Origin of the sequence: Flavobacterium potami, assembly GCF_020026915.1 — a bacterium.
GTDB classification, from domain to species: Bacteria; Bacteroidota; Bacteroidia; order Flavobacteriales; family Flavobacteriaceae; genus Flavobacterium; species Flavobacterium potami.
The window spans coordinates 244,726-270,806 of record NZ_JAINUY010000008.1 but is presented as its reverse complement, the minus strand read 5'-3'; the positions used below and the strand labels follow the sequence as shown (position 1 = coordinate 270,806).

The following is a 26,081-nucleotide window of genomic DNA, read 5'->3' as shown; positions in this document are numbered from 1 at the left end:
AATGAATATGAAAACAACAAGATTATATCGCCCAGTTGGATTAAAAGAAATGGAATTAATTGCGGAGTTGGGTTACAATGCTTTTCCACCGAGGTTAGAATGGCAACCTATTTTTTATCCAGTAACGAATCAGCAATATGCAGATCAAATTGCTTTTGAATGGAATACTGTTGATGAGTTTTCGGGATTTATTGGAATTGTAACTGCTTTTGAAGTGAAAACAGATTTTTTAGAAAAATACGAAATTCAAAATGTTGGCGATAAAAACCATAATGAACTTTGGATTCCTTCTGAAGATTTGTTTGATTTTAATTCTAATATAGTCAACGGAATTCAGATTATAAATGTTCATTTTACAGACCATTCTTTGAAAAGTGAAAACAAAGAACTTAATGACAAATTAGATAGTTTTAGAAAATGATTTTAGAATTATTAAAAGCAGATATAACAGAAGTTGAGGTTGATGCAATAGTAAATGCAGCGAATACTTCTTTGCTTGGAGGCGGTGGTGTAGATGGAGCGATTCATCGAAAAGGAGGTAAAGCAATTTTAGATGAATGTGTCCAAATTAGAAATAAGCAAGGAGGATGTAAAACAGGCGAAGCTGTAATTACCACAGCTGGCAATCTTCCTTCTCAATATGTTATTCATACGGTTGGGCCAGTTTGGAATGGTGACAAAGAAGAAAAATCAAAATTGCTCGCGGATTGTTACAAAAACAGTTTAAATCTCGCTGTAGAAAATGGAATCAAAACGATTGCTTTTCCAAATATCAGTACAGGAATTTATCATTTTCCGAAAGATAAAGCAGCTGAAATTGCGGTAAAAGCTGTAAAGGATTTTGAAAGAATTTCAGAAATAGAAAAAGTGCTGTTTGTATGTTTTGATGATGAAAATTATCAGATTTATAAAAACATTCTTTAGTTTTTCTGTTAGAAAGGTTTGATTAAAATAAATTATAAAAATGAAAGACATTCAATATATAAAAGGCGATGCAACATCTCCTGAAGGATCAGAAAATAAGATAATCGTTCACGTTTGCAATGATGTTGGCGGATGGGGAAAAGGATTCGTAATGGCAATTTCAAAAAGATGGAAAACACCAGAAAAGCAATATCGTGAATGGTTCAAATCTAAAAACGATTTTGAATTAGGAAAAGTGCAGTTTGTTCAGGTTGAAGAAGATTTATGGGTGGCGAATTTAATAGGCCAGCATAAAATCAATAAAGATGAAAACGGTGGTGCTCCGATTCGATACCATGCGATTGAAGAAGGATTAGAAGCTGTTTCTGATTTTGCAAAAACAAACAAAGCATCAGTTCACATGCCTCGAATTGGATGTGGATTAGCTGGTGGAAAATGGGAAATGATTGAACCTATTATTCTCGAAACGCTTTCTGGTAATAATATTGAAGTCACCGTTTATGATTTCTAAAAAAAGATTAAATTTCAAAAATTATTATAAAGTGTAAAAATTATAGATAATATGAACCCACTACTATTAACCGACGGTTACAAAGTTGACCACAGAAGACAATACCCAGACGGAACTACAATTGTATATTCTAACTGGACACCAAGAAAATCAAGAATTGAAACTGTTGATGAAGTAATCTTTTTCGGATTACAGTATTTCATCAAAAAATATATCATTCACGACTTCGAAGAAGAATTCTTCAAGAAACCAAAAGAAGAAGTTATTAAAAAGTATTCTCGCAGAATTAATAATTATTTAGGTGAAAACCTTGTCGGAATTAAACATATCGAAGATTTACACGATTTAGGATATATTCCGATGGTGTTTAAAGCTTTGCCAGAAGGAGCAAGCGTTCCGTTGCGAGTTCCAATGTTTACAATGTACAATACAATTCCAGAATTTTTTTGGTTGACGAATTATTTCGAAACTTTACTTTCTGCGGTAGTTTGGTTGCCTTGTAACTCAGCCACAATTGCAAAAGAATATAGAAAAGTTTTAGACAAATATGCAGCAGAAACTTCTTCTGTTCCTGAATTTGTAGATTGGCAAGCACACGATTTCTCGATGAGAGGAATGGGCGGAATCGAAGCAGCTTTGACTTCTGCAGCTGGACATTTATTAAGTTTTACAGGATCTGATACCATTCCGGCAATTGATTTCTTAGAAGAATATTACAATGCTAATTCAGACCAAGAATTGGTTGCGGGTTCAGTTGCGGCGACAGAACATTCTGTGATGTGTATGGGAACGACAGAAGGGGAATGCGAAACTTTCAAAAGATTAATTACTGAAGTTTATCCAAAAGGAATTGTTTCTATCGTTTCTGATACTTGGGATTTATGGAAAGTTCTAACGGATTATCTTCCAAGATTAAAAGAAGAAATTGTTTCTAGAGAAGGTAAAGTCGTAATTCGTCCTGACAGTGGCGATCCAGTTGATATTATCTGTGGAAATCCAAACGGAAAAACAGAACAAGAGAAAAAAGGGGTAATCGAATTGCTTTGGGATGTTTTTGGCGGAACTACAAATGCTAAAGGATTCAAAGAATTGGTTCCGCAAATTGGAGCGATTTATGGAGACAGTATTACAGTAGCAAGAGCAACTCAAATCTGTGAAAGATTAAAAGAAAAAGGATTTGCTTCTACAAACGTTGTTTTAGGTATCGGATCTTTTACTTATCAATACAACACCAGAGATACTTTTGGATTTGCGATGAAAGCAACTTACGGAGAAGTAAACGGAGAGGGAAGAGCAATTTTCAAAGATCCAATTACAGATGACGGAACTAAAAAATCGGCTAAAGGATTAATGAAAATCGATTTAATCGACGGAAAGTATCATTTAACTGATAATGTTTCTTGGGAAGAAGAAAAACAAGGCGAATTGAAGGAAGTTTTTAGAGATGGAAAACTTTTAGTTGATCAATCGCTGAGTGAAATCAGAACAAGAGTAAAAAGCGAAGTAAGCATTGAAGCTTAATTATAATAGAAAGCCTGAATTTTAAAATCAGGCTTTTTTTATGATTTGTTTTTTGCGTTCAGTTTGTCATTCCGAGGAATGAGGAATCACACAAGAAACTCTACAAAGGTTGAGAAATTCCTGTGCGGAAATTCTAGTGTGATTCCTCGTTCCTCGGAATGACAAGATTGCGTATAATTTGGATGATTGCCTCCAGTTTTAACTGGAGGTAAAATATTGATTTTAATATAGGCTTTAAGCCAACCATTGCAATTTTGGCTAAAGCCATTTATTATTGAAAATAAAAAAACCTCCAGTTAAAACTGGAGGCAATTCATTTTTTTTACTTCTTATAAAAATTATTGTGATCAATATATTCCCAAACCTTCGGAGGAAGTAAAGGCTGAATATTTTTTCCTTCTTTAATATTATTTCGAATAAAGGTCGAAGAAATCTCTACAATCGGCGCATCGATAACATGAATTTTTGGATGCGATTTTAATTCTACATTTTCAGGTTCGTCAGAAATTCTCGGATACACATAAATATCATGATTATCTAGAATTACTTCATAGTTTTTCCATTTGTGAAGCGTTTTTAGATTGTCTTCGCCCATAATTAATGAAAACTCATGAGTTGGATACTTATCTTGTAAATGAGCGAGTGTAATAACGGTATAACTCGGCTGAGGTAATTTAAATTCGATATCAGACGGTTTTATCTTCGGATAATCTTCTGTTGCCAGAAAAACCATTTGAAGACGTTGCTGATCGTCTAATAAAGTCGATTTTTTCTTTAACGGATTATGAGGTGTAACCACCATCCAAATCTGATCTAAATCGGCATATTCTGCCATGTGATTGGCAATGATTAAATGACCAACATGAATTGGATTATAAGTTCCGAAATAAAGACCTATTTTCATAGTTGTAGTAACTAGTAAAAAGTGATTAGTAAAGAGTAACTAGTAATTAGTAAAAAGTGATTAGTCTTTTAGTGTTTTTGAAAAGGCATTAATCATTTTTGATTCTTCTTCAATTTGAATTAAAATTTCTTTGTAAAGACTTTGATCGTTTATAAAGCCTAGATCATTTGCAATTAGTAATTGAGTCTCAATTTCGAATAATGAACCTCGTGATATATTTAGAAAATGACTAAAAGATTTATCGGTATTTCGTCCATAACCTTCAGCAATATTTGATGGAATAGATACACAAGCTCTTTTTAACTGACTTGTTAACGCGTATAATTCTTCTTGAGGAAATGATCTTACTAACTGATAAACTAAAGAAACTATTTTAATTCCTTTTTGCCAAACCAATAAATCTTTATAAGACTTTATCATACTTATTTTTTAAGCTAATGACTAATTACTATGCGCTAATCACTATTTAGAAACGAAATCTTTCACTAACTGATGTGCTTCTTCTAAAGCTACAGACAAATCATAGTTTTTGATAATGACATCAAATTGTGGAGCAGTTGCCAACTCTACAGAAGCTTTTGCAATACGCATATTAATCTTGTCTTCACTTTCAGTAGAACGTTCTTTCAATCTGCGTTTCAATTCGTCAACACTTGGTGGTTTAACAAAAACGGCTAAAGTTTGTTCAGGAAATTTGTGTTTAATACGAAGTCCGCCGGCAACATCAATGTCAAAAATCACATTTTTTCCTAAAGCCCAGATTCTTTCAATCTCCGATTTTAAAGTACCGTAAAAGTTATCGCGGTAAACTTCTTCCCATTCCAAGAAATCTTCGGCTTTAATGTGTTTTTTGAATTCTTCTAACGAAATAAAATAATAATCTTTTCCGTTAATTTCTTCCCCGCGAGGATCACGAGATGCAGCCGAGATTGAAAATTCTAAATTTAAATCTTCCTGACCTAGTAAATGTTTTACGATAGTTGTTTTTCCTGATCCTGATGGTGCCGAAAAAACAATTAATTTTCCTTTGTTCATTGTGTGTTTATGTGTGATCTGTCTTTAAAAGCTAAATTCTTTTTCTAGAACAGATAGTAATTCATTATATGAAATTAATTCATCGACTGTTGGGTAATATTTTAAATATGATTTTGGATTATCGAAAGAAAAATTGTTTGTATTCTTTCCGTTTCTAACATACACTTTGTATCCGACTCCATCTAAAACATAATTTTTTGATGTAGAGATTACTCTTTCACCCCTATCTGAATCAATTTTTGGTTTGCCAAATTTATATCTTATGGATTCCATACTCGGAAGAAATTCGATATTTGTAATCAGTAAATTAAGCCAAATTAATTCTGCATCTTTAGGTCTTAACTTTCCAATATTCTCTTTTGGGAAATTGAATACGTCAATTTTTGTTACCTGAGGTATACTTTTAGCATAATAATAAATAATGACTTTCCAATTGTTTTCTCCCTCATCAAACATTCTAAGAATATTGATACTATTGGTAATCGAATAATCTTTGTAAATGCGAATTTCTTGTTTATGTTCTAAAGTATCTGATATTTCTAAAACTTTATTTATTTCAGATAGTTCTTGACCAAAACAATTGAAAATTATGAAAAAGAAAAAAATGAAATAAAACCTCATGTTTAAAGAACATTTAATACTTGCTCTTTTATCTTCTCCAATTCATCTTTCATCATAACAACCAATTTCTGCATTTGCGCATGATTCGATTTTGAACCCATGGTATTGATTTCGCGTCCCATTTCTTGAGTGATAAAACCAAGTTTTCTACCGTTGGCTTCAGAACCGTTTAAAGTTTCAAGAAAATAATCCAAATGGTTTCCTAAACGTACTTTTTCCTCCGTAATATCTAATTTCTCTAAATAATAGATTAGTTCCTGTTCAAAGCGATTTTCATCTACATTAACCTGCAATTCTGAAATGGCATTTTGTAAACGGTCTTTAATGGCTTGAATGCGTTCAGGATCTAGAGCCAACGTATCATTCATATACTGGCGAATATTTCCAATTCTTAAGTTGAATTCTTTTTCTAAAGATTCGCCTTCGTCTTTTCTGAAATTTAAGATATTTTGAAGCGCTTCATCAATAATTACCTGAATCTGGTCCCAATCATCTTCGTCAATTTCTTCACGTTCTGTTTTTAATGTATCTGGCATACGAACAGCCATTTTCATCAATTCAGTTTCATCTGCATCAGGGTTTACTTCTTTTAACTGCGCGATATAATATTTTACGACAGGTACATTTACTTTAGTAGAAGTTTGTTCTGCGGTGTTTTCGATGTAAATCGCAAAATCAATTTTTCCTCTTTCTAATTTAGTCGAAATCTGAGTACGTAACCCTAATTCCATTTCGCGGTAAAGCGACGGCATTCTTACGTTTAGATCTAAACCTTTACTGTTTAGAGATTTTACTTCGACCGTAATTTTTTTTGTAGGCAATTGCAAAGAAGCTTTGCCAAACCCTGTCATAGATTGTATCATAGAATTGAGTATAAAGGCGCAAAGATAATTAAAAGTTTGCTGCTTTGTGTTGTAAATTGTAAATCAGTTTCGTACAGCTAATTTAATATAATTCTTACGATAATGCTTTTATAACTTCGGCTACATTTTTTTGGCTGTTGCCGATATATATTTTGCCATCAATAATAAAAACCGGGCGACTTAAGAACGTGTAATGCTCTAAAATGTATTTTTTAAAGTCGTCTTCAGTCAAAGATTTGTCTTTTAAACCCATTGATTTATACAATTGTGCTTTTTTGCTGAATAATGCTTCGTAACTTCCAGAAAGTTTATACATTTCTTCAAGCTGTTCTTCTGTAATTGGATCTTGTCTGATGTCCTGAAAAACCAAATTGTTTTCTGGTAAACTTTTAATGATTTTTCTACACGTATCGCAAGAGGCTAAGTAGTATATTTTGTCCATGATTTTGAATTTTATTAGACTACAAAGAAAAATCATTTGAAACTTAAAAATGATTAATTTTAGAAAAAAAATAAAATTATGAGTTCAGTTTTTGAAGTGCACAAAACCATTAGAGAAATCCTTTTGAAAATTTTAGATGGTCATTCCTTAGAACAATTAAATAAAATTCCGCCAGGATTCAGTAATAATTTGATTTGGAATATCGGACATTGTATTTCTTCACAACAAGTTTTGGTTTATAAATTATCTGGTTTACCAACTATGGTTTCAGAAGATTTTATTGGGAAATATAAAAAAGGAACAAAACCAGAAGGGGATGTTTCTCAGGAAGAAGTAGATGAAATCAGAGCATTGCTTTCTACAACTTTAGAAAAAACAAAAAATGATTTTGAAAGCGGTCTTTTTGTTGATTATAACGAATACACAACCAGCATGGGATTCACGCTTCGAAATGTGCAAGACGCTTTAGATTTTAATAATTATCACGAAGGGATTCATACTGGAATCGCGATGAGTATTAGAAAATTTGTTTAAATAAAAATCCCGCTTTCAAAGCGGGATTTTTTTATTCTACTATAGTTTCGATTGTTACTTTCATTGCTCCGGCACCTTTACTTTTGGTAATGTCCATAAAAGCTCTTTTAGATAAATCGATCTCGCGTGTTTTTACAAACGGACCGCGATCGGTAATTTTTACAATAACAAACTTTCCGTTTGCTTCGTTGGTTACTTTGACTCTCGTTCCGAAAGGAAGTTTTTTGTGAGCTGCAGTGTAGCTGTTGTTGTTAAATCTGCTTCCGTTAGCGGTTCTTTTTCCATTAAAACGATCTGCGTAGTAGGAGGCATGTGCGTTTTTTTTGTATGGTTTAAGTTTTAATCCTTTATCAGTAAAAACAGAATCCACTGGCAGCGGAATTAAAGCTGGTCTTACATTTTTAACAGTGTCTTGAGAGATTTTTGGGTCTGTTGTAGGTTTGGTCTGGCTTATGACATAGCTAAAGCCGCTAATTAAAGTGAAAGCGATTGTGGCGAATAAAATGTTTTTTTTATTTCTCATGGGTTATTTTTTTTCAGACTTGGGGGAGTTTGTACAAATAATATGCCGAGATAAAAAAAGCCCCGTAGGAAGGGCTTTTAATTGGTATTTTCTAGAACCAAAGGTTCCACGGAATTCTACTCAAAATAAGTAATAATCCTAAACCGTAAAATATAGCAAAGGTTTTGAATTTAGCTTCGCTATTAATCAATTTTTTATGTTTAGACCATCCAATTGTAATTAGGACAATGGCAATAAGGTTAATTAGTGGGTGTTCTAAAGAGGTTAATCTTAATTCTGCATTAGACATTTGTCCTAATACCGCAAAACCTCTTGCAGAAACAAAATATAGTATTAAACCAATTAATAACTGCGTATGAGTACCAATTAAAGCAAATAAAGCAATTTTACGGTCTTTAGCTGTAAACTCTTTTTTTGATGTTACTCCGATGATTGCATTGACAACTGCAACAAGCAAAAGCAGTAATGCCAAATAAGCCCATCCAGAGTGGAATTTTTGTAGAAAATTATACATAAACGGTGTTTTTTGTTTGAAACAAATATAACAAAAAAGGCTATAAAAAAACGGCATTAAACTTAAAAGTCAATGCCGTTTTTATTATTTATTATGGTTCTTATTAGAAGTTGTAACGTAAGCTAAAGTTCCAAGTTCTTCCTAAACCAAAGAATCCTGTATTTGCAACATTGATTCCTTTGTAGTTAGTTGAAGTTGCTGTTGTAGCAGTAGCTGTAGTTAACTCAGAAAGATAAACTTCATCAAATACGTTGTTTACGTTAAATCTGAAACCGATTGAATCGTGTTTTCCTTTACCGATAAACAATTTGTATGAGATACCTGCATCAACTAGATCATAACTTGGTAACTCTAAGTTATTTTTTACAGCACCAACGTTAGAATATAATTTGTCATAGTATCTCCAGTCAGAATCGATAGAAAGGTTTTTAACGATTTCATATCTGAATCCTAAACCGTAAGTTACTTGAGCAGCATCTCCTACTTTTCCACCATCAACATCTTGTTGTGCTCTGTCTAAAGTAGATAAACTTTCGTCTCTTGTTGTAGTAACTACGTTACCTTTGTATTGCCAGTCACCAACAGATAAGAATCCTGTTAAGCTAAGAGCTTGAATTGGTTTTGCAGTAAAATCTAACTCGATACCGTTGTGAACTTGCTCAACACCTTCATTAGTTCTGTAAATAATATCACCTAATGTTAAAGATGGGTATTTAGTAACATCAGCTGCTGTAGCAGTAGTAGATGTAGTTGTAACTCTGTCTTTCCAAGATGTTCTGTAAGCATTTAAACTTGCAGATACGAATTTTGAAGTAAAAGTGTAACCAGCTTCAAGACCAAGTATTTTTTCGTTCGATGTTAATGGGTTTACCGCATTAGTAAAGTTCAAATAGATATTGTCGTGGTATGGCTGACGGCTGTAGTAACCTGCATTTGCATAAATACTGTGGTTTTCAGCAAATTTGTAGCTAGTACCAGCTTTAACGTTGTATCCTACATTGTTAACTTTTTCAGATTTTTGATTTTGTGGTAAATAATCAAATCTGTCTTCTCTTTGGTGAGATTGGTTAGAAAGAGATCCTTGGAAGAATGCAGAGAAGCTATCATTAGAATACTCTAATTGGCTAAATACACCTCCGTAAGAAATAGTTTCTCCGTAATCGTAATCAATTCTTTGATCTTCACCGATTGTGTTGAAAGTTGCTGGCCAAGGTAAAGCTCTTCCCATTTGAGTAACGTAATTGCTTTTCATTGTACCACTTGGGTTACTATTACCATCTTTAAGATTTCTTGTATCTGTCCAGCTTGATAATCCCATGAAATCAGAAACTTGTCTGAAGTGTGTTCCTTTGTAAGTTCTTAAATCAAGACCAACATTTAAAGCTAAATTGTCAGTAAGTTGATTTTTCAAGTTAGAAACTAAACCGTACCAAGCGTGGTTGTTAACACTAGCTCTGATTACGTAAGCTCCGTTTGTACTTCTACCATCAGCATTTCCTGTACCATTAACGATAGCTTGATTGCTAGCAAGGATTCCATCAAAGTTAATTTGACCTCCTGCTGGAGTGGCTGGTTTAGTACCGTAGTTTCCAGTTCCTCCACCACGTCCCCAAGATCCGTATAATACAGTAGAAAGTTGTGTTTTGTCGCTGATATCGTAATCCCAGTTTAAGTTAGCAACTGGTTTGTGGTAGTAGTTAGTTCTCTCAGATTTGTATTCTCCTCCTTGAGTTCCCCAGTTATTGTTATACTTTCTTCCGTATTTTAAATAACTATCGATAGATTTTGTAAAGTTTTGGTCGTGCCATTGTGGAGCTCCAGTCAATAAGAAGTTGAAGCTGTGTTTGTCGTTAGCTTTGTATCCAACAGAAACGAAGTAAGTTTGACCTTCACCTCTTGTTCCATCATTGTAACCATCACCTTGCCAGTGAGAAAGCATAACACTTGTTCCCCATCCTTTTGCATTCACACCTGTATTGTATGTTGCAGTAGTTTTGAAATAATTGTCATTAGCAACACCTAATGAAACAAAACCACCTTCTTGTTTTTCAGTAGCTCTTGTAATAAAGTTAACAGTACCTCCAACAGAAGAAATTGCTAATTTAGATGATCCTAAACCTCTTTGAATTTGGATAGCATTTGCAATGTCAGACATACCAGACCAGTTTGACCAGTACATTTTACCATCTTCCATTCCGTTGATTGGTTGACCGTTCAATAAGAAAGCGGTATTATCTTGAGCAAATCCACGAACGTTTACTCTAGAATCACCGTAACCTCCTGCTTGTCCTGCAACGTATACAGATGGTGTATTTACCATTGTTTGAGTAACGTCAGCAGTACCAATTTTTGCTTGGATATCAGCAGCTTTAATTGTAGAAACAGCGATAGGCGTTTTTCTGTCTTTCGCTAAGTCAATAATTCCTTTACCCATTACAACAATCTCTCCTAATTCATTAGAATCAGAAACTAGAACGATTGTTCCTAGGTTTGTAGTTGCACCATTTGATACATTAAATTTCACAGTTTGAACGTTGTACCCTAAGAAAGAGATAACAAGTTCTCCTGTGTTTGATGGTGATGTAATTGTAAATTTACCATCAAAATCTGTAGAAGTTGCTGTAGATGATCCTTTGATCGCTACGTTTGCTCCTGGTAATGAACCTGTTCCGTCGGTAATTGTACCAGTCACTTTTCCTTGAGAAAATACGGTTGAAACTATCATAAAAAATAGTCCGGTAAGTAACCAATTTTTCATTTTCTTCATTTTGTTATGAGTTAATTGTTTTTGGCAAAATTATAACAATTAACTTAGATAATGTTATCGAAATGTTAAGAAAAACTAGTTTTGTCTTTTCTATTGCGCATTAAAATGAATTTTTCTTTTTTGTTTAAAAAAAATGCTGTTTTTTTAAAATTATGTAAGCATATTTTGTTAAATGTGTAATTATTTTCGCAGGCTTGTAAGTGAAATTGTGCAAATTGACGTGTTTTTTGGTCTTTTTGTCGGTATTTTATGTAAAAAAACGTCTTAATTTTCGTTAAATTAAGACGTTTCAATATGTTACGGAAATTTTAAATTTCTGCTTTTATTTATTTTTTAAGAAATGATTCAATAAAAATGATGTTGAGCTGTCGTGCGTTTTAACAGTTTTAGAATTGATTTCGTCTAAAATAGAATTCGCCAGTTGTTTTCCTAATTCAACTCCCCATTGATCAAAACTGAAAATGTTCCAGATAATTCCCTGAGTGAAAATTTTGTGTTCGTAAATTGCTATTAATGATCCTAAGCTTTTTGGAGTCAATTTTTGGATCAAGATTGTATTCGTTGGTTTGTTTCCTGTAAAAACTTTAAATGGCAATAAATAAGATGCTTTTTCTGCAGAAAGTCCTTGTTTGTCAAACTCTGCCTGAACTTGAGCTTCAGATTTTCCTGTCATCAAGGCTTCTGTTTGTGCAAAGAAGTTAGACATTAATTTGTCGTGGTGATCTTCGTTTCCGTAAAGTGGTTTTACAAAACCGATGAAATCTGTTGGTATTCTTTTTGTTCCTTGGTGAATTAATTGAAAGAAGGCGTGTTGTGAATTCGTTCCAGGTTCTCCCCAAATAATAGTTCCTGTTTGATAGTTAACCGGTTTTCCGTCACGGCCAACACTTTTCCCATTACTTTCCATAGTTGCCTGCTGTAAGTAAGGAGCTAATTTTGATAAATATTGTGTATAAGGAATCAAAGCTTCACTTTCAGCACCATAAAAATTATTGTACCAAACGCTTAATAAAGCTAAAATTACTGGGATGTTTTGGTCGAATTCTGCAGATTTGAAATGTTCGTCCATTTCGTTTGCCCCAACTAATAAGTCATTATAATTGTCAAATCCAACTGCTAAAGCAATGCTTAAACCAACAGCGCTCCAAAGAGAAAATCTTCCTCCAACCCAGTCCCACATTGGGAAAACGTTGTCCGGATTAATTCCGAATTCAGTTACTTTCTGAATGTTTGTAGAAACAGCTACGAAGTGTTTTGCAATATCTTCCTGTGTAGCCGATTTCAAAAACCATTCTTTAATGGTTTCAGAATTGGTTAAAGTTTCTTGAGTTGTAAACGTTTTTGAAACAATTACAAATAAGGTGGTTTCTGGATTTAATTTTTTGATTACTTCATTTACGTGATCGCCATCAACATTTGAAACGAAGTGTGTATTTAGTTGATTTTTGTAAAACTGTAAAGCTTCAACAGCCATAACAGGACCAAGGTCAGAACCACCAATTCCGATATTTACGATATCAGTAAAAGCTTTTCCTGTGTATCCTTTTCTTTCTCCCGAAATTACTTCGTTTGTAAAGTTTTTGATTTTATTTTTTACCTCATATACTTCCGGAATCACATTTTCTCCGTCTACTTTGATAACTGCAGATTCAGGAGCACGCAACGCTGTATGAAGTACTGCACGATTTTCGGTTTTGTTGATTAATTCGCCTCCAAAGTAATCAGCGATTGCATTTTTTAATCCGATTGAGTTTGCTAATTCTAATAAAAGCGAAATAGTTTCCTGACTGATATTGTTTTTAGAATAATCTACTAAAAAGTCATTCCATTGCAAATTGAATTTTTCAGCGCGGGCACTATCTTGTTGAAACAATTCTTGTATTGTGGTTTCGTGAATTGCGTTATAGTGGTTTTGGAGATTTTTCCACGCTTCAGTCCCAGTTGGGTTTGTTGTGTTTAAAGCCATTTTTATCTATAATTGAGTTTGTTCTTTGAAACACAAAAATACTGAAATAACTTTTAAAAGGAGAGTGGTTCACGATTATATAACAATTAGTTACGAAAACGTTTTATAGGGTATTTATGAAAAAAAATTATTCTATTCTTAGCTTCTTCCAAGAAGCGATTATTTTTCCTTCGGCATCAATATCGATTATCTCAAAATATTTTAAATTGTTTTTAGATACTTTTTTAAATAATTTTTTAAAATCTCTGTCAATGTAGTATTCATCATTTAAGGCAAATGGAATAGTTTTTATTTCTTTCCATTTGTTGTTTTTTAAGCTGTAAATGGTAATGGATTTAAATCTGCTTGCGCAAGACGAATAGTACTCGGCAATTTCTGCCTGTCCGTCTTCATTAATATCCCCGATATTTAGAATGCTTGATGGATGGCAACAATTAGAATCTGTAAGGATTCTTGGTATAGAGTTGTCTGTAAAATAATAAGAGTCTCCTTCTTCACAATAATTCAAAGCATGGAGGACAAATACGAAGTCGTCTTTTTTGTCTCCATTTAAATCGCCTAAATTATTGAAACCTTCGTTGTAAAATTCATTGAACATTTTTTTTGGAAGTCTAATTGGGAAACAGTTTTTCTTCTCGTTTTCGGTTTCGTATTTTGAAATGTCTAATTTGAATTTTCCTTTTAGAAGAGAGTCGTTAATAAATTGAATATCATTTGATAAAACAGAGTCTTTTGATGTGCCGTTTTTAATTGCCTCTAATTGTTCGTTATATGAAAGTTTTTTGGCATGAGGTTTTGTAATTATTCTTTTTGGCTCAGTTTTTTCGATTTCTTTTTTGCAAGATATCAAATTGAAAAGAAGTACTAGAATTATTAATTTTTTCATTAAATTCTAAATGTTAAGATTTATTACCAAAATTTCCACCAAGGTTTTTTATTGATTGCTATCACTTTCTTCGTTACATCAACATCAATTCTTTTTGTGGTTTCTGTTTTAATTTTAGAATCATCAAAAAAAAGTATTCCATTTTCGTCCATTCCAAGCGGAAGTTTGGTTCTTTCTTTCCAATTTTCGGTTTGTAATTCTGGAATTAAAGGAGTGTCGATTTTTTCGCGAAAGCGTTTTTGTGCTTTTTCTATAATTTCTTCTTCTAAATTGGAAGTTGAATTTTTGAAAAGTGAAATCGAAATATCTGGAATATTCAAAAGAAAAACTTGTGTTTTATCGCCAATTCTTTGAATGTCCAAAACTTTAAAATAGGCAATCGAATCTAAAAGAAAATGACCGATTTTTCCCGAATCAGGATTGAATTTTGATAAGTCTTTTGCATGTGCGCTTGCAATCAAATACCTCAAATTGCCCGAAAGTCCGCCGCCAATCGAAGTCATATCAGTAAAACCTTTTTCTTGGATTATTTGTCCGATTCTATAATTTGAAATTAAATTTTCAGACAAATTAGTGTCTCTGTAGAATAATTTTAAACCTGAAAAAGTTTCATTGTACATCGTTTTCAATCGAGTGCTTTTCATGCTTATGAGAGATTTGGATTAGATTGCTTAACAGTGTCCCGAAAAATATTAGCTTGACAATACTCTAATAAGTATAGATAAAGGGAATATGATAAGGCCAATTAAAAATATCGTTTTGCCACTTTTTCTGTCTTCAGTAGTGTAGGAGTAGATTTGTTCTCCATTTGGAAGTGTTTTCTTTGATTTCCATAGAGAATATCCAATAATAATTCCAATTCCACCTCCTAAAAGTGAAAAAATATATCCAGCAATAATCCAGGGTTTTTGGTTTTCTTCTGGTTTAGCTAAAATTTTTAAACGTTCTTTTTTTAAAGAAACCAACATTTCACTATCGTTAGTTTTACCTCGATCCGTTAAAAGTTTTTGGGCGAGTTTGTAATCAAAAATGTTCCATTCGTCAGAATTCAGAAGGATTTCGTACAACTCTTCGTTGGTAAAACTCAGCAGATAATAATCTTGATCTATGTTCTCCAAAAGATTTTCGGTTTCTTTTTCAAGAATATCTTCTGCCTTTTCAAAATCAGCCGGATTGATTTTAACTTCATACTTATTTTGTAAAGTACTTCCAGAAAAAGTGATATCAACTGGTGGAATGTTGTCTGCTAAAGCGACGACAATATTGTTTTTGTTTAACAATGCTTCAAGTTCTTGGGCTTGATCCAATGTTGGAAAACTTCGAAAAGCAATAAAATTCTCAATCATAATAAACAGTTGATTTTTATGCTAAAATAAAGTTTTCTTACAAATTTCCAATGCTGTCCAATTCTCTTTTCAACGGTTCCATCTGTTTCATGAAACGCGTTTTGTCATTCCCAGTCAAAGATTCTCCTGTTGGAAGGTTCAAACGAAGTGCATCAACTTGAACGCCATTTTTCCAGAAACGATAGCAAACGTGTGGTCCAGAAGCCAAACCTGTACTTCCAACTAAACCAATAGTTTGGCCTTGTGTAACGCGCTGTCCGCGACGAACCAAGATTTTAGACATGTGTAAGTATTGAGTAGAGTAGGTTCCGTTGTGTTTTACTTTTACAAAGTTTCCGTTTCCGGCCGTATATCCCGTTGTTTCTACAACTCCAGATGCAGTTGTCGAAATTGGTGTTCCTGTCGGAGCAGCATAATCAGTTCCTTTGTGTGCTTTCCAAGTATGTTGTACAGGATGGTATCTATTCATGGTGAATCGAGAAGTGATTCGGCTGAATTTAATTGGAGTTTTTAGGAAGAAATTTTTAAGTGTTTTTCCTTCATCATCATAATATTCGATTTTTCCAGATGTAGTATCTCTTTCAAAAGGAAAGGCGTAAACAATTTTACCTTTATATTCAAAAAAGGCAGCTTCAAGATCCTCAACGCCATCATAGGTTTTTCCGTTGATGAATCTTTCTGTGAAAATTAATCCGTAACGATCTCCTTTTTTAAGTTTGAAGAAGTCAATAGACCAAGAAAAAACTTTTGTGATTCTGCTTGCCAAAGCGGTTTCGACACTTTCGTTTCCTAAAGTTTCAGATAAAGAACTTTTAAGAACACCGCCGATCATTTTTCTTTTGAAAGTAACCGGTTTGATTTTTTTGTATGCTTTTGCGATGCTGTCTCGTAAATCAATTACATAATAACTTAAAGCGTCTGGCTGATAAATGAAAACCTGTAAATTATTGGTTTTGTTTTTTGAACGAAGTAAAGTAAAAGGTTTGCCATAACGAATACTTCTCACATTGAAAGAATCTCTAACTTGTTCTACAATTTCAAAAACTTTTTTATCTCCGATATTTTGACCTTGAACAATCGAGCCGAAAGAATCTCCTTTTGAAATTGTATCGTTAACAACATTGAAATCTGCGTAATTAAAACCGAATTCTATTTTTTTGGTTGCTGGTTTAGTAATTTTTGTTTCTACTTTTTGTTCTGCTTTTTTACATGAAAAAATAGAAAACAAGACAATTAAAATTACGACTGCTTTTTTCAAACTTTTTGGATTTTTGTGGCGAAATTATTCTACTTTTTCATTTCCCCAATTGGACAATTCTTCTTCGGTCCACAATTTAGGAAAAAAGATGCGTTTTTGGTATTTTGGATGCATATATTTTTGCCAGTCGCTTCCTCCGGTTGCTTCACCATTTCCTTTTCCGCTTTCTAAAATGTATTTTCTTGCGGTATTTAGGTGTTGCATTACCCAGGTAATATTTACAGTTTGGTCGTAATGACGCATTGCTGCAATTAGTTCAGTGTTTTTTTGATCTTCAATTGGTAATTGGATGAATTTTTGCCAAAGGTTTTTGGTTTTAAAAGAAGCCATTTGTCTCAAAAATTGTCCCTTGTATTTTTTTTCAAATTCGTTAAGCAAATATGATTTTTCGCCAGTATGATAATCTTTTCCGGCGGCCTGCCAATATAAATGCTCAAAACTGGTTTCAAGATCTGTGTTTTCGTCAAAATTTGCTTTGTATCTTCTGTCTGTTAAATTGATAACGTCTGTAGAAGCAAATTCGATCATTCTGTATTGTGCACTTTGAAAACCACTAGCAGGAGTAAGTGTGTTTCTAAACTTCATATATTGATCTACTTCCATACCATTTTCCATGATGCTGAAAGAGTTGGTTAGCATGTCGAAATATCTGGTGATTCTGGATAATCTTTCGCTGAAAAAATCTACCTGAATATTTTCTGTTGCAGCAATTTGGTCAATTTCCCACAATATCATTTTGAAGATTAATTCGTTTACCTGATGATACATGATAAAAACCATTTCGTCAGGAAGTGTGGTGCGTTGTATTTGTAAATTTAAAAGAGCATCAGTCTGAATGTAATCCCAATAAGTAATTGGTTTAGCCCAAAGCAAGCCTTCCAATTGTACATCAGTTTTTTGGTTTATGGCTTGAAATTTAAGGTCAATTTCTTTTAAGATTGCTTCAGAATTATCTGTAGGGTTCATTTATTTTTTTGCTTTAAGTGGACTTTGTAATCCTTTATATTCGTCGAGATCGGCTTTAAGAGATCCTACCGCCAAATCTGCTTTAATTCTAATAGGAACTTTGTTTACATCGTCTGTGATCCAGAGTGTTAAACTTTCCTTTTCTTTAAATACTCTTCCGGTTTGTACCAAGGGTTTGAAAACCATCGTAGAAACGGTTCCAAATTTAGTCGTAATATCTTGACGACCTACATATTTTAACTTAAATTTTGTGATTTCATCATCAAAAAACATATCAATTGTAATCGCATCACCCGATTTCAATTTGTCGATATTTGGATGATTTCTTAAATAATAAAAAGCAGAAACAATATCTTGCACTTCCTCAGTAACAATGATCGTTTTTTCTGATTTACGTTTGTAGTCTTTTACTAAAACTCTATTTTCAGCCTGATTGAAAAAACCTTCTTGATTTTTGGTATATCCGCCTTCATCAATTTTTCTAACGTAACGATAGGGTTTTCCAGTTTCTTTGTCAAAATAACTTTCATATAAATCTTCTACTTTAAAGAAAAATTTAGACATTCCGGTAGTGTAACCTTTTCCAACAGAGTGATATACTTTTTTATTATTGATAGTGGCGTCTTTTACTTCGAGAGTAGCGTATCCGGCGTTTACAATTCCGTAATGAATCCTAAATTTAAAATATTCTCCGGTATCAAAGGCGTCTTCTTTTTGAGTATCGAAGGCGAGTGTTGTTAGTGCTAATATGATGAGGATGAACTTTTTCATAGTACAATTTTTACATTTCATTATAAAGATAAATAAATGCAAATTCTATTCCAAATGTACTAAAACAAAAAAACTCAGTCAATAATGACTGAGTTTTTATGCTATTAACTAACCAAAAAACTATAAATTATGAAATTTATATCAATTCGGAAGGAAACCACCCCTTCCTTATTTGCGAGTGCAAAGATAGATAGAAAGTTCAAAAAACAAATAGCCAAAGTCAAGTTTAACATAACATTTGCAAAAAAAGCATCGTTTTTTCGAGAATTATGCGGTTTTGTTGGTGAAAATTAACATTTTACAGTGTTCCTCTCAATTCTTGCTCTCTTTCAATCGACTCAAAAAGGGCTTTAAAGTTGCCTGCGCCAAATCCTTTTGCACCCATTCTTTGGATAATTTCGAAGAAAAGCGTCGGTCTGTCCTGAACAGGCTTCGTAAAAATCTGCAATAAGTAACCATCTTCATCGGCATCGACCATGATGGCTAATTTTTCAATTTCGTTCAAATCTTCTTTCATCATATCCATATGAACACCCAATCTTTCTGGAATTGCTTGGTAATAGGTGTGAGGAGGAGCTGATAAAAATTCAACACCGCGAGCTCTTAGTTGTGAGACTGTTTTAATAATATCGTCTGTTGCAATTGCGATATGCTGAATTCCAGGTCCGCCGTAGAAATCTAAATATTCTTCAATTTGAGATTTTTTCTTTCCTTCAGCCGGTTCGTTGATTGGGAATTTAATTCTTCCGTTTCCATTTGACATTACTTTACTCATCAATGCAGAGTATTCTGTAGTAATCTGTTTGTCATCAAAAGAAAGGAAATTCACAAATCCCATCACTTCTTCATAGAATTTTACCCAAGTATTCATTTCATTCCAACCCACATTTCCAACCATATGATCGATGTATTTCAATCCTGTTGATTCTGGATTGTAATCTGATTTCCACTCTTTATAACCAGGTAAGAAAACACCATTGTAATTTTTTCTTTCTACAAAAATATGAACGGTTTCTCCGTAAGTGTAAATTCCAGAACGAACTACTTGGCCAAATTCATCTTCTTCTACAGTTGGTTCCATAAACGAACGAGCGCCACGTTTCATAGTTTCTTCGTAAGATTTTGTGGCGTCTTCAACCCAAAGCGCTGCCACTTTTACGCCGTCTCCATGTTTTTTCAAATGTTCATTAATTGGAGAGTCTGCTGTTAAAGGTGTTGTCAGAACAATTCTAATTTTGTCTTGCTTCAAAACGTAAGATGCTCTATCTCTTACTCCAGTTTCCAATCCGGCATAAGCCAATGACTGATATCCAAATGCAGATTTATAATAATGAGCTGCTTGCTTAGCATTCCCAACATAAAATTCTACATAATCTGTTCCTAATAATGGAAGGAAATCTTGTGCTCCTTCAAATATTTTCTCTAATCCGTATTCTACTGATTTTACTTCTTTGCTCATGATTTTTTAATTAGAAAATGTGTCAATTAGAAAATTAGATAATTATTTACGCAATGTTGAAATTGGCACATTGACAAATTATCTCATTATCTAATTGAACTCATCTTTGATGTTGATATTATTTTATTTAAAATTTTTAAAATTTCTGAAAGATCATTTAATAAACGTTTGCAATTTGGATATTCATTATGTGCATCACACAAAAACAACCAATATTCTGTTTCGTCTGCTTCTTTAATTGCAATTTTTAGTTTGTGTATGAAGTCAGCTTTACTTTCTGCATTTTGAGACTCTTTTGAATTTGCTCCAATTGATGTTCCACTTTTTAATAATTGATTTGCTATGACGAACTTTTTTTGATCCTGAAGTTCGTTAGTGTAATCAATAATGTTTAGAGCGAAATTGAACGTTTTGATTAAAAGAGCGTTGTCTTTATATTTTTCGTTAAAGGTCATTTTGGGTAATTAGATAATTAGAAAATGTGTTAATGAGATAATTTATTTTGTAAGTTTAAAATTACAACAATTATTTAGTTTATACAGTTTGCAGAGAATTATCTAATTTTCTAATTGCCACATTAACTAATTACTACTCCGTCCAGGATTTATAATATTTCCCATCATCCAATCCCATTGCTTCTTCAGTAACCATTAATGGACGGAAAGTATCCACCATTACGGCTAATTCCTGAGTTTCTTTGTGACCAATACTGCGTTCCATGGCTCCAGGCGCTGGTCCGTGTGGAATTCCTTTTGGGTGTAAAGTGATATGACCTTGCTCAATATTATTACGACTCATAAAATCGCCATCTACATAATATAGTACTTCGTCAGAATCTATATTGCTGTGATTGTATGGTGCCGGAATGGCTTTTGGATGATAATCGTAAAGTCTTGGGCAGAATGAACAAACGACAAAGGTTGCCGTTTCAAATGTTTGATGTACTGGCGGCGGTTGGTGAACACGCCCAGTTATAGGTTCGAAATTGTGAATGGAGAATCCGTATGGAAAGTTGTAGCCGTCCCAACCTACAACATCAAACGGATGTGTGGCATAAACTACTTCGTGCATCATTCCTTCTTTTTTGATTTTAATTAAAAAATCGCCTTTTTCGTCGTGCGTTTCCAATTCGTTTGGCAGAATAAAATCTCGTTCGCAAAATGGCGAATGCTCTAAATGCTGACCCGATTGGTTTTTATAACGTTTTGGAGTATAAAAAGGAGAATACGATTCTACGTAAAATAATCTATTGTCTTCTGTTTCGAAATCTATCTGATAAATAATACCACGCGGAATAATTAGATAATCGCCATATTCAAAAGGAATATTTCCCAACATGGTTCTTAATTTCCCTTTTCCTCTATGGATGAAAAGCATTTCATCGGCATCGGCATTTTTGTAAAAATAATTTCGGAGCGATTCTTTCGGCGCAGCCAAACCAATAATGCAATCTTTGTTTACAAGCATTGCTTTTCGGCTATCCAAAAAGTCGTTTTCAGGTTTTAATTCAAAACCTTTAAAAAGAAGTGATTTTATATTTTTTCCGATTGCAATTTTTGGTTCAACCGAATAAGAGTTTAAAATTTCTTTGACCTGCGTAGGTCTGTGTACATGGTAAGACAATGATGAATGTCCATGAAAACCTTCGGTACCAAACAATTGTTCGTAGTAAAAACCGCCGTTTGGTTTTTCAAATTGGGTATGTCTTTTTTGAGGAAAATCTCCGAGTTTATGATATAATGGCATGGCTTTCTCAATTAGATAATTAGTAAATTAGATAATTCGAAAATTTGAATTGCAGTGATACTAACCAGTTTAATTTTTTACAATTAACTGATTATTTCAATTCTATAGAGCCATTACTCTGGATTTCTCTTAATGAGGAATTGAAGATACTCTAATAAACCTGTCCAATTTGTTTTCATTATAACAAATGTCGTAATTTTTTCCGAGTAAAAATAAAAATTATATTAATTATAACTATAAGATGTTTTATTTTTTTTGATATAATTTTTATATAGCAAAAAAATATAGTGATTTTATTGAAGTATTCGTTATTTGTGTATTAAAATAAAAAGCCAATACTAAACCAAGTAAAACTCCTAGACATTTCAGGCGACCATGATTGTTTGATTTCTATTGGGCCAATAATGGTTTCTAATCCATAACCTACGGCATAACCTGTATATTTGGGCATAGAAATCCAGTTCACATCCGAAAAAATGTTGTTTCCTAGATTTGCAAAATTGGCAGAAAGATTAATGTGGTTTTTTCTTAGAATTTCATAATCCAGAGTAATTCCTGTTTTGATGTAGCTGTTTCCAGAAATGCTTAGGAAATCATATCCATAAAAATAATTGAAGTTGTTTATTTTACTGTAACCGTAACCACCTAAAATAAAATCAAAGAAAGGAACGCTGGAATTTCCAAAAGTAAAACCCGCATCGGCATCAATTTTAAAAGTGGCTCTGTTGAATAAAGTATTTACAAAAGAAACTTCTGCTTTGGCAATCGAAAAAGGTTTAAAAGTATTCGTGTAATCTGATGATGCCAAATAGGTCTGCAGATCTGAAGAAAAATATAACCCTGAACTTGGATAATATTTATCATCAAAAGAATCGTATTTTAAATAGGCAAAAGCACTAAAATAGTTGCTCTTGTCTATAATGTTTTCTTCATTGATCAGTGTTGGTGAGTTTATTTTTAAATATTTATATTCTAAACCACCTCCCATTAGGAACTTCTGAACAAAAATGGTTTGAAAATAAGCTTGATTGTTTACATCCATAAAGTCAACATTAATTAAGTTGACATTTGGATTTTGAGTAACAACATTACTTAAACTGGTTGTTACATTTCGATTGAATTGATTTAATCTTGAACGGAATCCAAAGCTGATATTGAAACCGTTTTCTACATAATAATTGAAATCATATCTGAAGTTATCTCCCAGAATAATATCCAACGAAGTAACATCATTTTTTAAAAATGTCTTTTTATGAGTTAAATTCAATAAAATACCACTTTTATATAGTCCGTCATAATGAAGTCCAAGCTTTAAAAAAGTCTGGGTTGGATTTTCTTTTAAAACCAAATCAAGATCATCTTTTTCACCATCCGGCTGAAGGCAATAAGATATGGTACTGAAGTTTTGTGTTGCATTTAGGTTATTAATCCCCGTTTTCAAATCATTGTATGTGATTGTATTTCCAGGTTTAAATCGGAGTTTACCGCGAATATATTCTTTAGTGTAATTGTCTAATAATTCAGTGTTTATTTTTTGAATCTGAATAGTATCTGTTGCAATTTTTAGTTTTGGTTTTTTATAATAAGTAGTTTCGTCTGATAACGATTTAATTTTTTCATAAACCGCAAAAGCGGCTTCTTCACCTTTTCTGATGATTTCTTCTCCTTTGTCAAATGAAATTACACCATAATCACGAATATCTGGTTTAATGTAAACATCAGTATCTTTTATTTTGCTTTTCATTTTATCAATGGACTGTAAATTGGTGATCTGAACCAGAATTTTAGTCGCATTTTTTAGGTTTTTTCTTTTCATCAAATCATCCTGGACATCGACCCCAATAATAATATCGGCACCAAGATTTCGAACTTCTTTTATAGGGTAATTATTGACAACGCCTCCGTCGACCAATAAATTTCCATCAATTTCAACTGGAGTAAATAAGGAAGGAAAAGCTGCACTTGCCATCATGGCCTGAACCAAATTTCCTTTGTTCAATAAAACTTCTTCTCCGGTTTCTATGTTAGTTCCTATACATAAAAAAGGAGTTGGCAGTTTATTGAAATCACGAATATGTCGAACATTTCTAGTCAGGCTGCTCAATAAATTATAATTGTACATTCCCTTAGAAAGTGCTTCCGGGATACCGACTCTGAAATTGCTGAACGGTAAAACTATCGCATACAATTCATCATTCTTTTTTCCGTAGAAATTCTTGGATGAACGCGGAATATAATCGTTTATTAAGTCGTCAAAATTGGTTTTTTTGAAAATAGAGTCAATTTGAGAAGCATTGTAACCAGAAGCATAAAGTCCGCCAATTACAGACCCCATACTTGTTCCGCCGATATAATCAATTTTGATTCCGGCTTCTTCCAAAACTTTCAAAACACCAATATGTGCAAAACCTTTTGCGCCGCCGCCGCTTAGAACCAAACCAATTTTGGGTCTTTTTACACTATCTTTTTTAACTTCTTGTGAAAAACTTTTTTGAGAAATCAGCAGAAAAAATAGAACAAGCATGCCTAAATTCCTCCAAATCAAATTGGAGAAAAATCCTTTTAACCGAATAGACGGAACAGACGACTGAGTTAGGCGCATAAATTTTTGTTAGTTGGTTTTGTAAAAGTCGACAATTTTTTTTGCTTTAGAAACACCTACAACGTCCGAAATTTCTTTTTCTGAAGCCAATTTTAATCTTTTAACACTTTTAAAATGTTGTATTAACGCAAGCATGGTTTTTTCGCCAATTCCAGGAATACTTTCGACCGAAGAATTAAGTGCCGATTTGCTTCTTTTATCTCTGTGAAAAGTGATTCCGAATCGATGCGCCTCGTTTCTTAATTGTTGAATCACTTTTAATGTTTCCGATTTTTTGTCTAGGTATAACGGAATCGAATCTCCTGGATAAAAAAGTTCTTCCAGACGTTTGGCAATTCCGATTATGGCAACTTTTCCACGTAGACCTAGTTCATCAATACTTTTTAATGCAGCAGAAAGTTGTCCTTTTCCACCGTCAATAATAATTAATTGCGGCAAAGGTTCATTTTCTTCCAGCACTCTTTTGTAACGGCGATATACAATTTCGGTCATCGAAGCAAAGTCGTCGGGACCAACAACCGTTTTGACATTAAAATGTCGGTAATCTTTTTTGCTTGGTTTTCCGTCTTTAAAAACCACACATGCTGCAACAGGATTTGTTCCTTGAATGTTCGAGTTATCAAAACATTCGATATGTCGAGGCTCAACAGGAAGTCGTAAATCTTTCTGCATTTGTGCCATAATTCGGTTTACATGACGATCTGGATCTACAATTTGGAGTTGTTTCAATTGTTCAATTCGGTAGAACTTTGCATTTCGAATCGATAAATCTAAAATCTGCTTTTTATCTCCAAGTTGAGGAACCGTTATTTTGATGTTTTCGCCTAAATCCATTTCAAAAGGAACAATAATTTCTTTGGATAATAATTGAAAACGTTCACGCAATTCTACAATCGCCAATTCTAATAATTCCTCATCAGATTCGTCCAATTTTTTCTTAATGTCTAAAGTATGCGAACGAATAATTGAACCATGAGAAATCTGCAGAAAATTGACATAAGCGGCACTTTCATCAGAAACAATTGAGAAAACATCAATATTGGTAATCTTCGGATTGATAATCGTTGATCTGGATTGATAGTTTTCTAAAACATCAATCTTTTCCTTGATTTTCTGCGCTTCTTCGAATTGCAAATTTTGCGCGTAAGTGTTCATCAACTTCTTGAAATCTTTCAAACTTTCTTTAAAATTTCCTTTCAAGATTTCGCGAATTGCATTGACTTGCCTTTGGTATTCTTCTAGAGGTTCTAAACCTTCACAAGGACCTTTACAATTGCCAATATGATATTCCAGACAAACTTTGAATTTTCCCGAATTAATATTCGATTCGCTCAAATCGTAATTGCAAGTTCGAAGCGGATACAATTCTTTAATCAAATCCAAAATCGTATGCACCATTTTGAAATTGGTGTACGGGCCAAAATATTCTGAACCATCTTTGACCATTCTTCGGGTTAGAAATATTCTAGAAAAAGGTTCTTTCTTAATACAAATCCACGGATAACTTTTGTCATCGCGTAGCAATACATTGTATCTTGGCTGAAGGGTTTTAATTAGATTGTTTTCTAACAAAAGTGCGTCGGTTTCTGTAGGAACGACGATATGTTTTATAGTCACGATTTTTTTTACCAGAACATTTGTTTTGGCAGTATCGTGAATTTTGTTGAAATAGGAAGAAACCCTTTTTTTTAAATTTTTAGCTTTTCCGACATACAGGATTTTCCCGTCTTTATCATAGTATTGATAGACGCCGGGATTGTCAGGCAAAGTTAAAATTTGAAGATCTAAGGCCGGTTTTTGCATTCTCTTGTTTTTCTGTAGAGGTTCGAGAAGCGTTTTAAAAACCATTTCGGTTTTCAAAAGAAGCTTAACATTGAATTAGTTTCAAATTTACGAAATCAAAAGAATAATTTCTATATTTA

Annotated in this window: 27 protein-coding genes; 6 read left to right on the top strand and 21 right to left on the bottom strand. The window is 33.2% G+C overall.

Annotated elements, in window-relative coordinates; translation table 11 throughout:
- Positions 1–7: 7 nt before the first annotated feature.
- From K6T82_RS21805 to K6T82_RS21790, 4 genes are read left to right on the top strand one after another with little or no spacing between them, the layout of a single operon-like run.
- Entirely contained in the window at positions 8–421 is a 414-nt protein-coding gene (locus K6T82_RS21805) for an ADP-ribosylation/crystallin J1 (protein WP_223710638.1), read from the top strand.
- Positions 418–924, top strand: coding sequence for an O-acetyl-ADP-ribose deacetylase (locus tag K6T82_RS21800; protein WP_223710635.1), 507 nt, complete (start codon positions 418–420; stop codon positions 922–924). Before K6T82_RS21805 ends, K6T82_RS21800 begins: the two co-directional genes overlap by 4 nt.
- A 40-nt stretch (positions 925–964) precedes the next feature.
- On the top strand, positions 965–1,435 hold the full coding sequence (locus K6T82_RS21795; RefSeq protein ID WP_223710633.1) for a macro domain-containing protein: 471 nt from the start codon (positions 965–967) through the stop codon (positions 1,433–1,435).
- A 51-nt stretch (positions 1,436–1,486) separates the two neighbouring features.
- Positions 1,487–2,956, top strand: a complete 1,470-nt coding sequence (locus K6T82_RS21790; protein WP_223710631.1) for a nicotinate phosphoribosyltransferase — start codon at positions 1,487–1,489, stop codon at positions 2,954–2,956.
- Between the two features lie 322 nt (positions 2,957–3,278).
- Here K6T82_RS21790 and nadD read toward each other — a convergent pair whose 3' ends face one another.
- From nadD to K6T82_RS21760, 6 genes are all read right to left on the bottom strand, one after another.
- Positions 3,279–3,860 carry a nicotinate (nicotinamide) nucleotide adenylyltransferase gene (gene nadD, locus K6T82_RS21785; protein ID WP_223710627.1) on the bottom strand — a complete coding sequence of 194 codons (582 nt, stop codon included), beginning with the start codon at positions 3,858–3,860 and terminating at the stop codon, positions 3,279–3,281.
- Positions 3,861–3,920: 60 nt separating this feature from the next.
- On the bottom strand, positions 3,921–4,280 hold the full coding sequence (locus tag K6T82_RS21780) for a four helix bundle protein (protein ID WP_223710623.1): 360 nt from the start codon (positions 4,278–4,280) through the stop codon (positions 3,921–3,923).
- Between the two features lie 42 nt (positions 4,281–4,322).
- Positions 4,323–4,895: a guanylate kinase gene (gmk, locus tag K6T82_RS21775; protein WP_223710621.1), complete on the bottom strand. Its 573-nt coding sequence runs from the start codon at positions 4,893–4,895 to the stop codon at positions 4,323–4,325.
- Positions 4,896–4,919: 24 nt separating this feature from the next.
- Complete coding sequence (locus K6T82_RS21770; RefSeq protein ID WP_223710618.1) at positions 4,920–5,516, bottom strand: hypothetical protein; 597 nt, start codon at positions 5,514–5,516, stop codon at positions 4,920–4,922.
- Positions 5,517–5,518: 2 nt separating this feature from the next.
- The gene (locus tag K6T82_RS21765) at positions 5,519–6,379 is read right to left on the bottom strand and encodes a YicC/YloC family endoribonuclease (RefSeq protein WP_223710616.1); all 861 of its coding nucleotides are present in this window, start codon (positions 6,377–6,379) and stop codon (positions 5,519–5,521) included.
- A gap of 94 nt (positions 6,380–6,473) precedes the next feature.
- The gene (locus tag K6T82_RS21760; RefSeq protein WP_223710613.1) at positions 6,474–6,821 is read right to left on the bottom strand and encodes an arsenate reductase family protein; all 348 of its coding nucleotides are present in this window, start codon (positions 6,819–6,821) and stop codon (positions 6,474–6,476) included.
- A gap of 78 nt (positions 6,822–6,899) precedes the next feature.
- Here K6T82_RS21760 and K6T82_RS21755 point away from each other — a divergent pair, with 78 nt between their 5' ends.
- Positions 6,900–7,355 carry a DinB family protein gene (locus K6T82_RS21755; RefSeq protein ID WP_223710611.1) on the top strand — a complete coding sequence of 152 codons (456 nt, stop codon included), beginning with the start codon at positions 6,900–6,902 and terminating at the stop codon, positions 7,353–7,355.
- 31 nt (positions 7,356–7,386) lie between these two features.
- Here K6T82_RS21755 and K6T82_RS21750 read toward each other — a convergent pair whose 3' ends face one another.
- The 10 genes from K6T82_RS21750 to K6T82_RS21705 all read right to left on the bottom strand — a co-directional run bounded on the left by K6T82_RS21750 (position 7,387) and on the right by K6T82_RS21705 (position 18,352).
- Positions 7,387–7,878, bottom strand: coding sequence for a septal ring lytic transglycosylase RlpA family protein (locus K6T82_RS21750; RefSeq protein ID WP_223710609.1), 492 nt, complete (start codon positions 7,876–7,878; stop codon positions 7,387–7,389).
- 91 nt (positions 7,879–7,969) lie between these two features.
- On the bottom strand, positions 7,970–8,392 hold the full coding sequence (locus tag K6T82_RS21745) for a hypothetical protein (protein WP_223710606.1): 423 nt from the start codon (positions 8,390–8,392) through the stop codon (positions 7,970–7,972).
- A gap of 103 nt (positions 8,393–8,495) precedes the next feature.
- Complete coding sequence (locus K6T82_RS21740) at positions 8,496–11,150, bottom strand: TonB-dependent receptor (protein ID WP_338083358.1); 2,655 nt, start codon at positions 11,148–11,150, stop codon at positions 8,496–8,498.
- Between the two features lie 331 nt (positions 11,151–11,481).
- Positions 11,482–13,125, bottom strand: coding sequence for a glucose-6-phosphate isomerase (gene pgi / locus K6T82_RS21735; RefSeq protein ID WP_223710601.1), 1,644 nt, complete (start codon positions 13,123–13,125; stop codon positions 11,482–11,484).
- A 127-nt stretch (positions 13,126–13,252) separates the two neighbouring features.
- Positions 13,253–14,011 carry a hypothetical protein gene (locus K6T82_RS21730; RefSeq protein ID WP_223710599.1) on the bottom strand — a complete coding sequence of 253 codons (759 nt, stop codon included), beginning with the start codon at positions 14,009–14,011 and terminating at the stop codon, positions 13,253–13,255.
- Between the two features lie 23 nt (positions 14,012–14,034).
- Complete coding sequence (locus K6T82_RS21725) at positions 14,035–14,655, bottom strand: hypothetical protein (RefSeq protein WP_223710597.1); 621 nt, start codon at positions 14,653–14,655, stop codon at positions 14,035–14,037.
- A 48-nt stretch (positions 14,656–14,703) separates the two neighbouring features.
- Positions 14,704–15,357: a hypothetical protein gene (locus tag K6T82_RS21720; RefSeq protein ID WP_223710595.1), complete on the bottom strand. Its 654-nt coding sequence runs from the start codon at positions 15,355–15,357 to the stop codon at positions 14,704–14,706.
- A 37-nt stretch (positions 15,358–15,394) separates the two neighbouring features.
- Complete coding sequence (locus tag K6T82_RS21715) at positions 15,395–16,615, bottom strand: M23 family metallopeptidase (protein ID WP_223710593.1); 1,221 nt, start codon at positions 16,613–16,615, stop codon at positions 15,395–15,397.
- 24 nt (positions 16,616–16,639) lie between these two features.
- A complete protein-coding gene (locus K6T82_RS21710) occupies positions 16,640–17,581 on the bottom strand; it encodes a tryptophan 2,3-dioxygenase family protein (protein WP_223710590.1) in 942 nt (313 codons plus the stop codon).
- Entirely contained in the window at positions 17,582–18,352 is a 771-nt protein-coding gene (locus K6T82_RS21705; protein WP_223710587.1) for a DUF3108 domain-containing protein, read from the bottom strand.
- Between the two features lie 129 nt (positions 18,353–18,481).
- On the opposite strand from K6T82_RS21705, the gene K6T82_RS21700 reads away from it, so the two are divergent.
- Positions 18,482–18,646 carry a hypothetical protein gene (locus tag K6T82_RS21700; protein WP_223710585.1) on the top strand — a complete coding sequence of 55 codons (165 nt, stop codon included), beginning with the start codon at positions 18,482–18,484 and terminating at the stop codon, positions 18,644–18,646.
- Positions 18,647–18,650: 4 nt separating this feature from the next.
- Here K6T82_RS21700 and hppD read toward each other — a convergent pair whose 3' ends face one another.
- From hppD to uvrC, 5 genes are all read right to left on the bottom strand, one after another.
- Complete coding sequence (gene hppD / locus K6T82_RS21695) at positions 18,651–19,811, bottom strand: 4-hydroxyphenylpyruvate dioxygenase (RefSeq protein ID WP_223710583.1); 1,161 nt, start codon at positions 19,809–19,811, stop codon at positions 18,651–18,653.
- 86 nt (positions 19,812–19,897) lie between these two features.
- Positions 19,898–20,266, bottom strand: coding sequence for a four helix bundle protein (locus K6T82_RS21690; RefSeq protein ID WP_223710580.1), 369 nt, complete (start codon positions 20,264–20,266; stop codon positions 19,898–19,900).
- A 133-nt stretch (positions 20,267–20,399) separates the two neighbouring features.
- Positions 20,400–21,557: a homogentisate 1,2-dioxygenase gene (locus tag K6T82_RS21685; protein ID WP_111425221.1), complete on the bottom strand. Its 1,158-nt coding sequence runs from the start codon at positions 21,555–21,557 to the stop codon at positions 20,400–20,402.
- Positions 21,558–21,876: 319 nt separating this feature from the next.
- Positions 21,877–24,081: a patatin-like phospholipase family protein gene (locus K6T82_RS21680; RefSeq protein WP_420828331.1), complete on the bottom strand. Its 2,205-nt coding sequence runs from the start codon at positions 24,079–24,081 to the stop codon at positions 21,877–21,879.
- A gap of 87 nt (positions 24,082–24,168) precedes the next feature.
- The gene (uvrC, locus tag K6T82_RS21675) at positions 24,169–25,962 is read right to left on the bottom strand and encodes an excinuclease ABC subunit UvrC (protein WP_223710576.1); all 1,794 of its coding nucleotides are present in this window, start codon (positions 25,960–25,962) and stop codon (positions 24,169–24,171) included.
- Between the last annotated feature and the right edge of the window lie 119 nt (positions 25,963–26,081).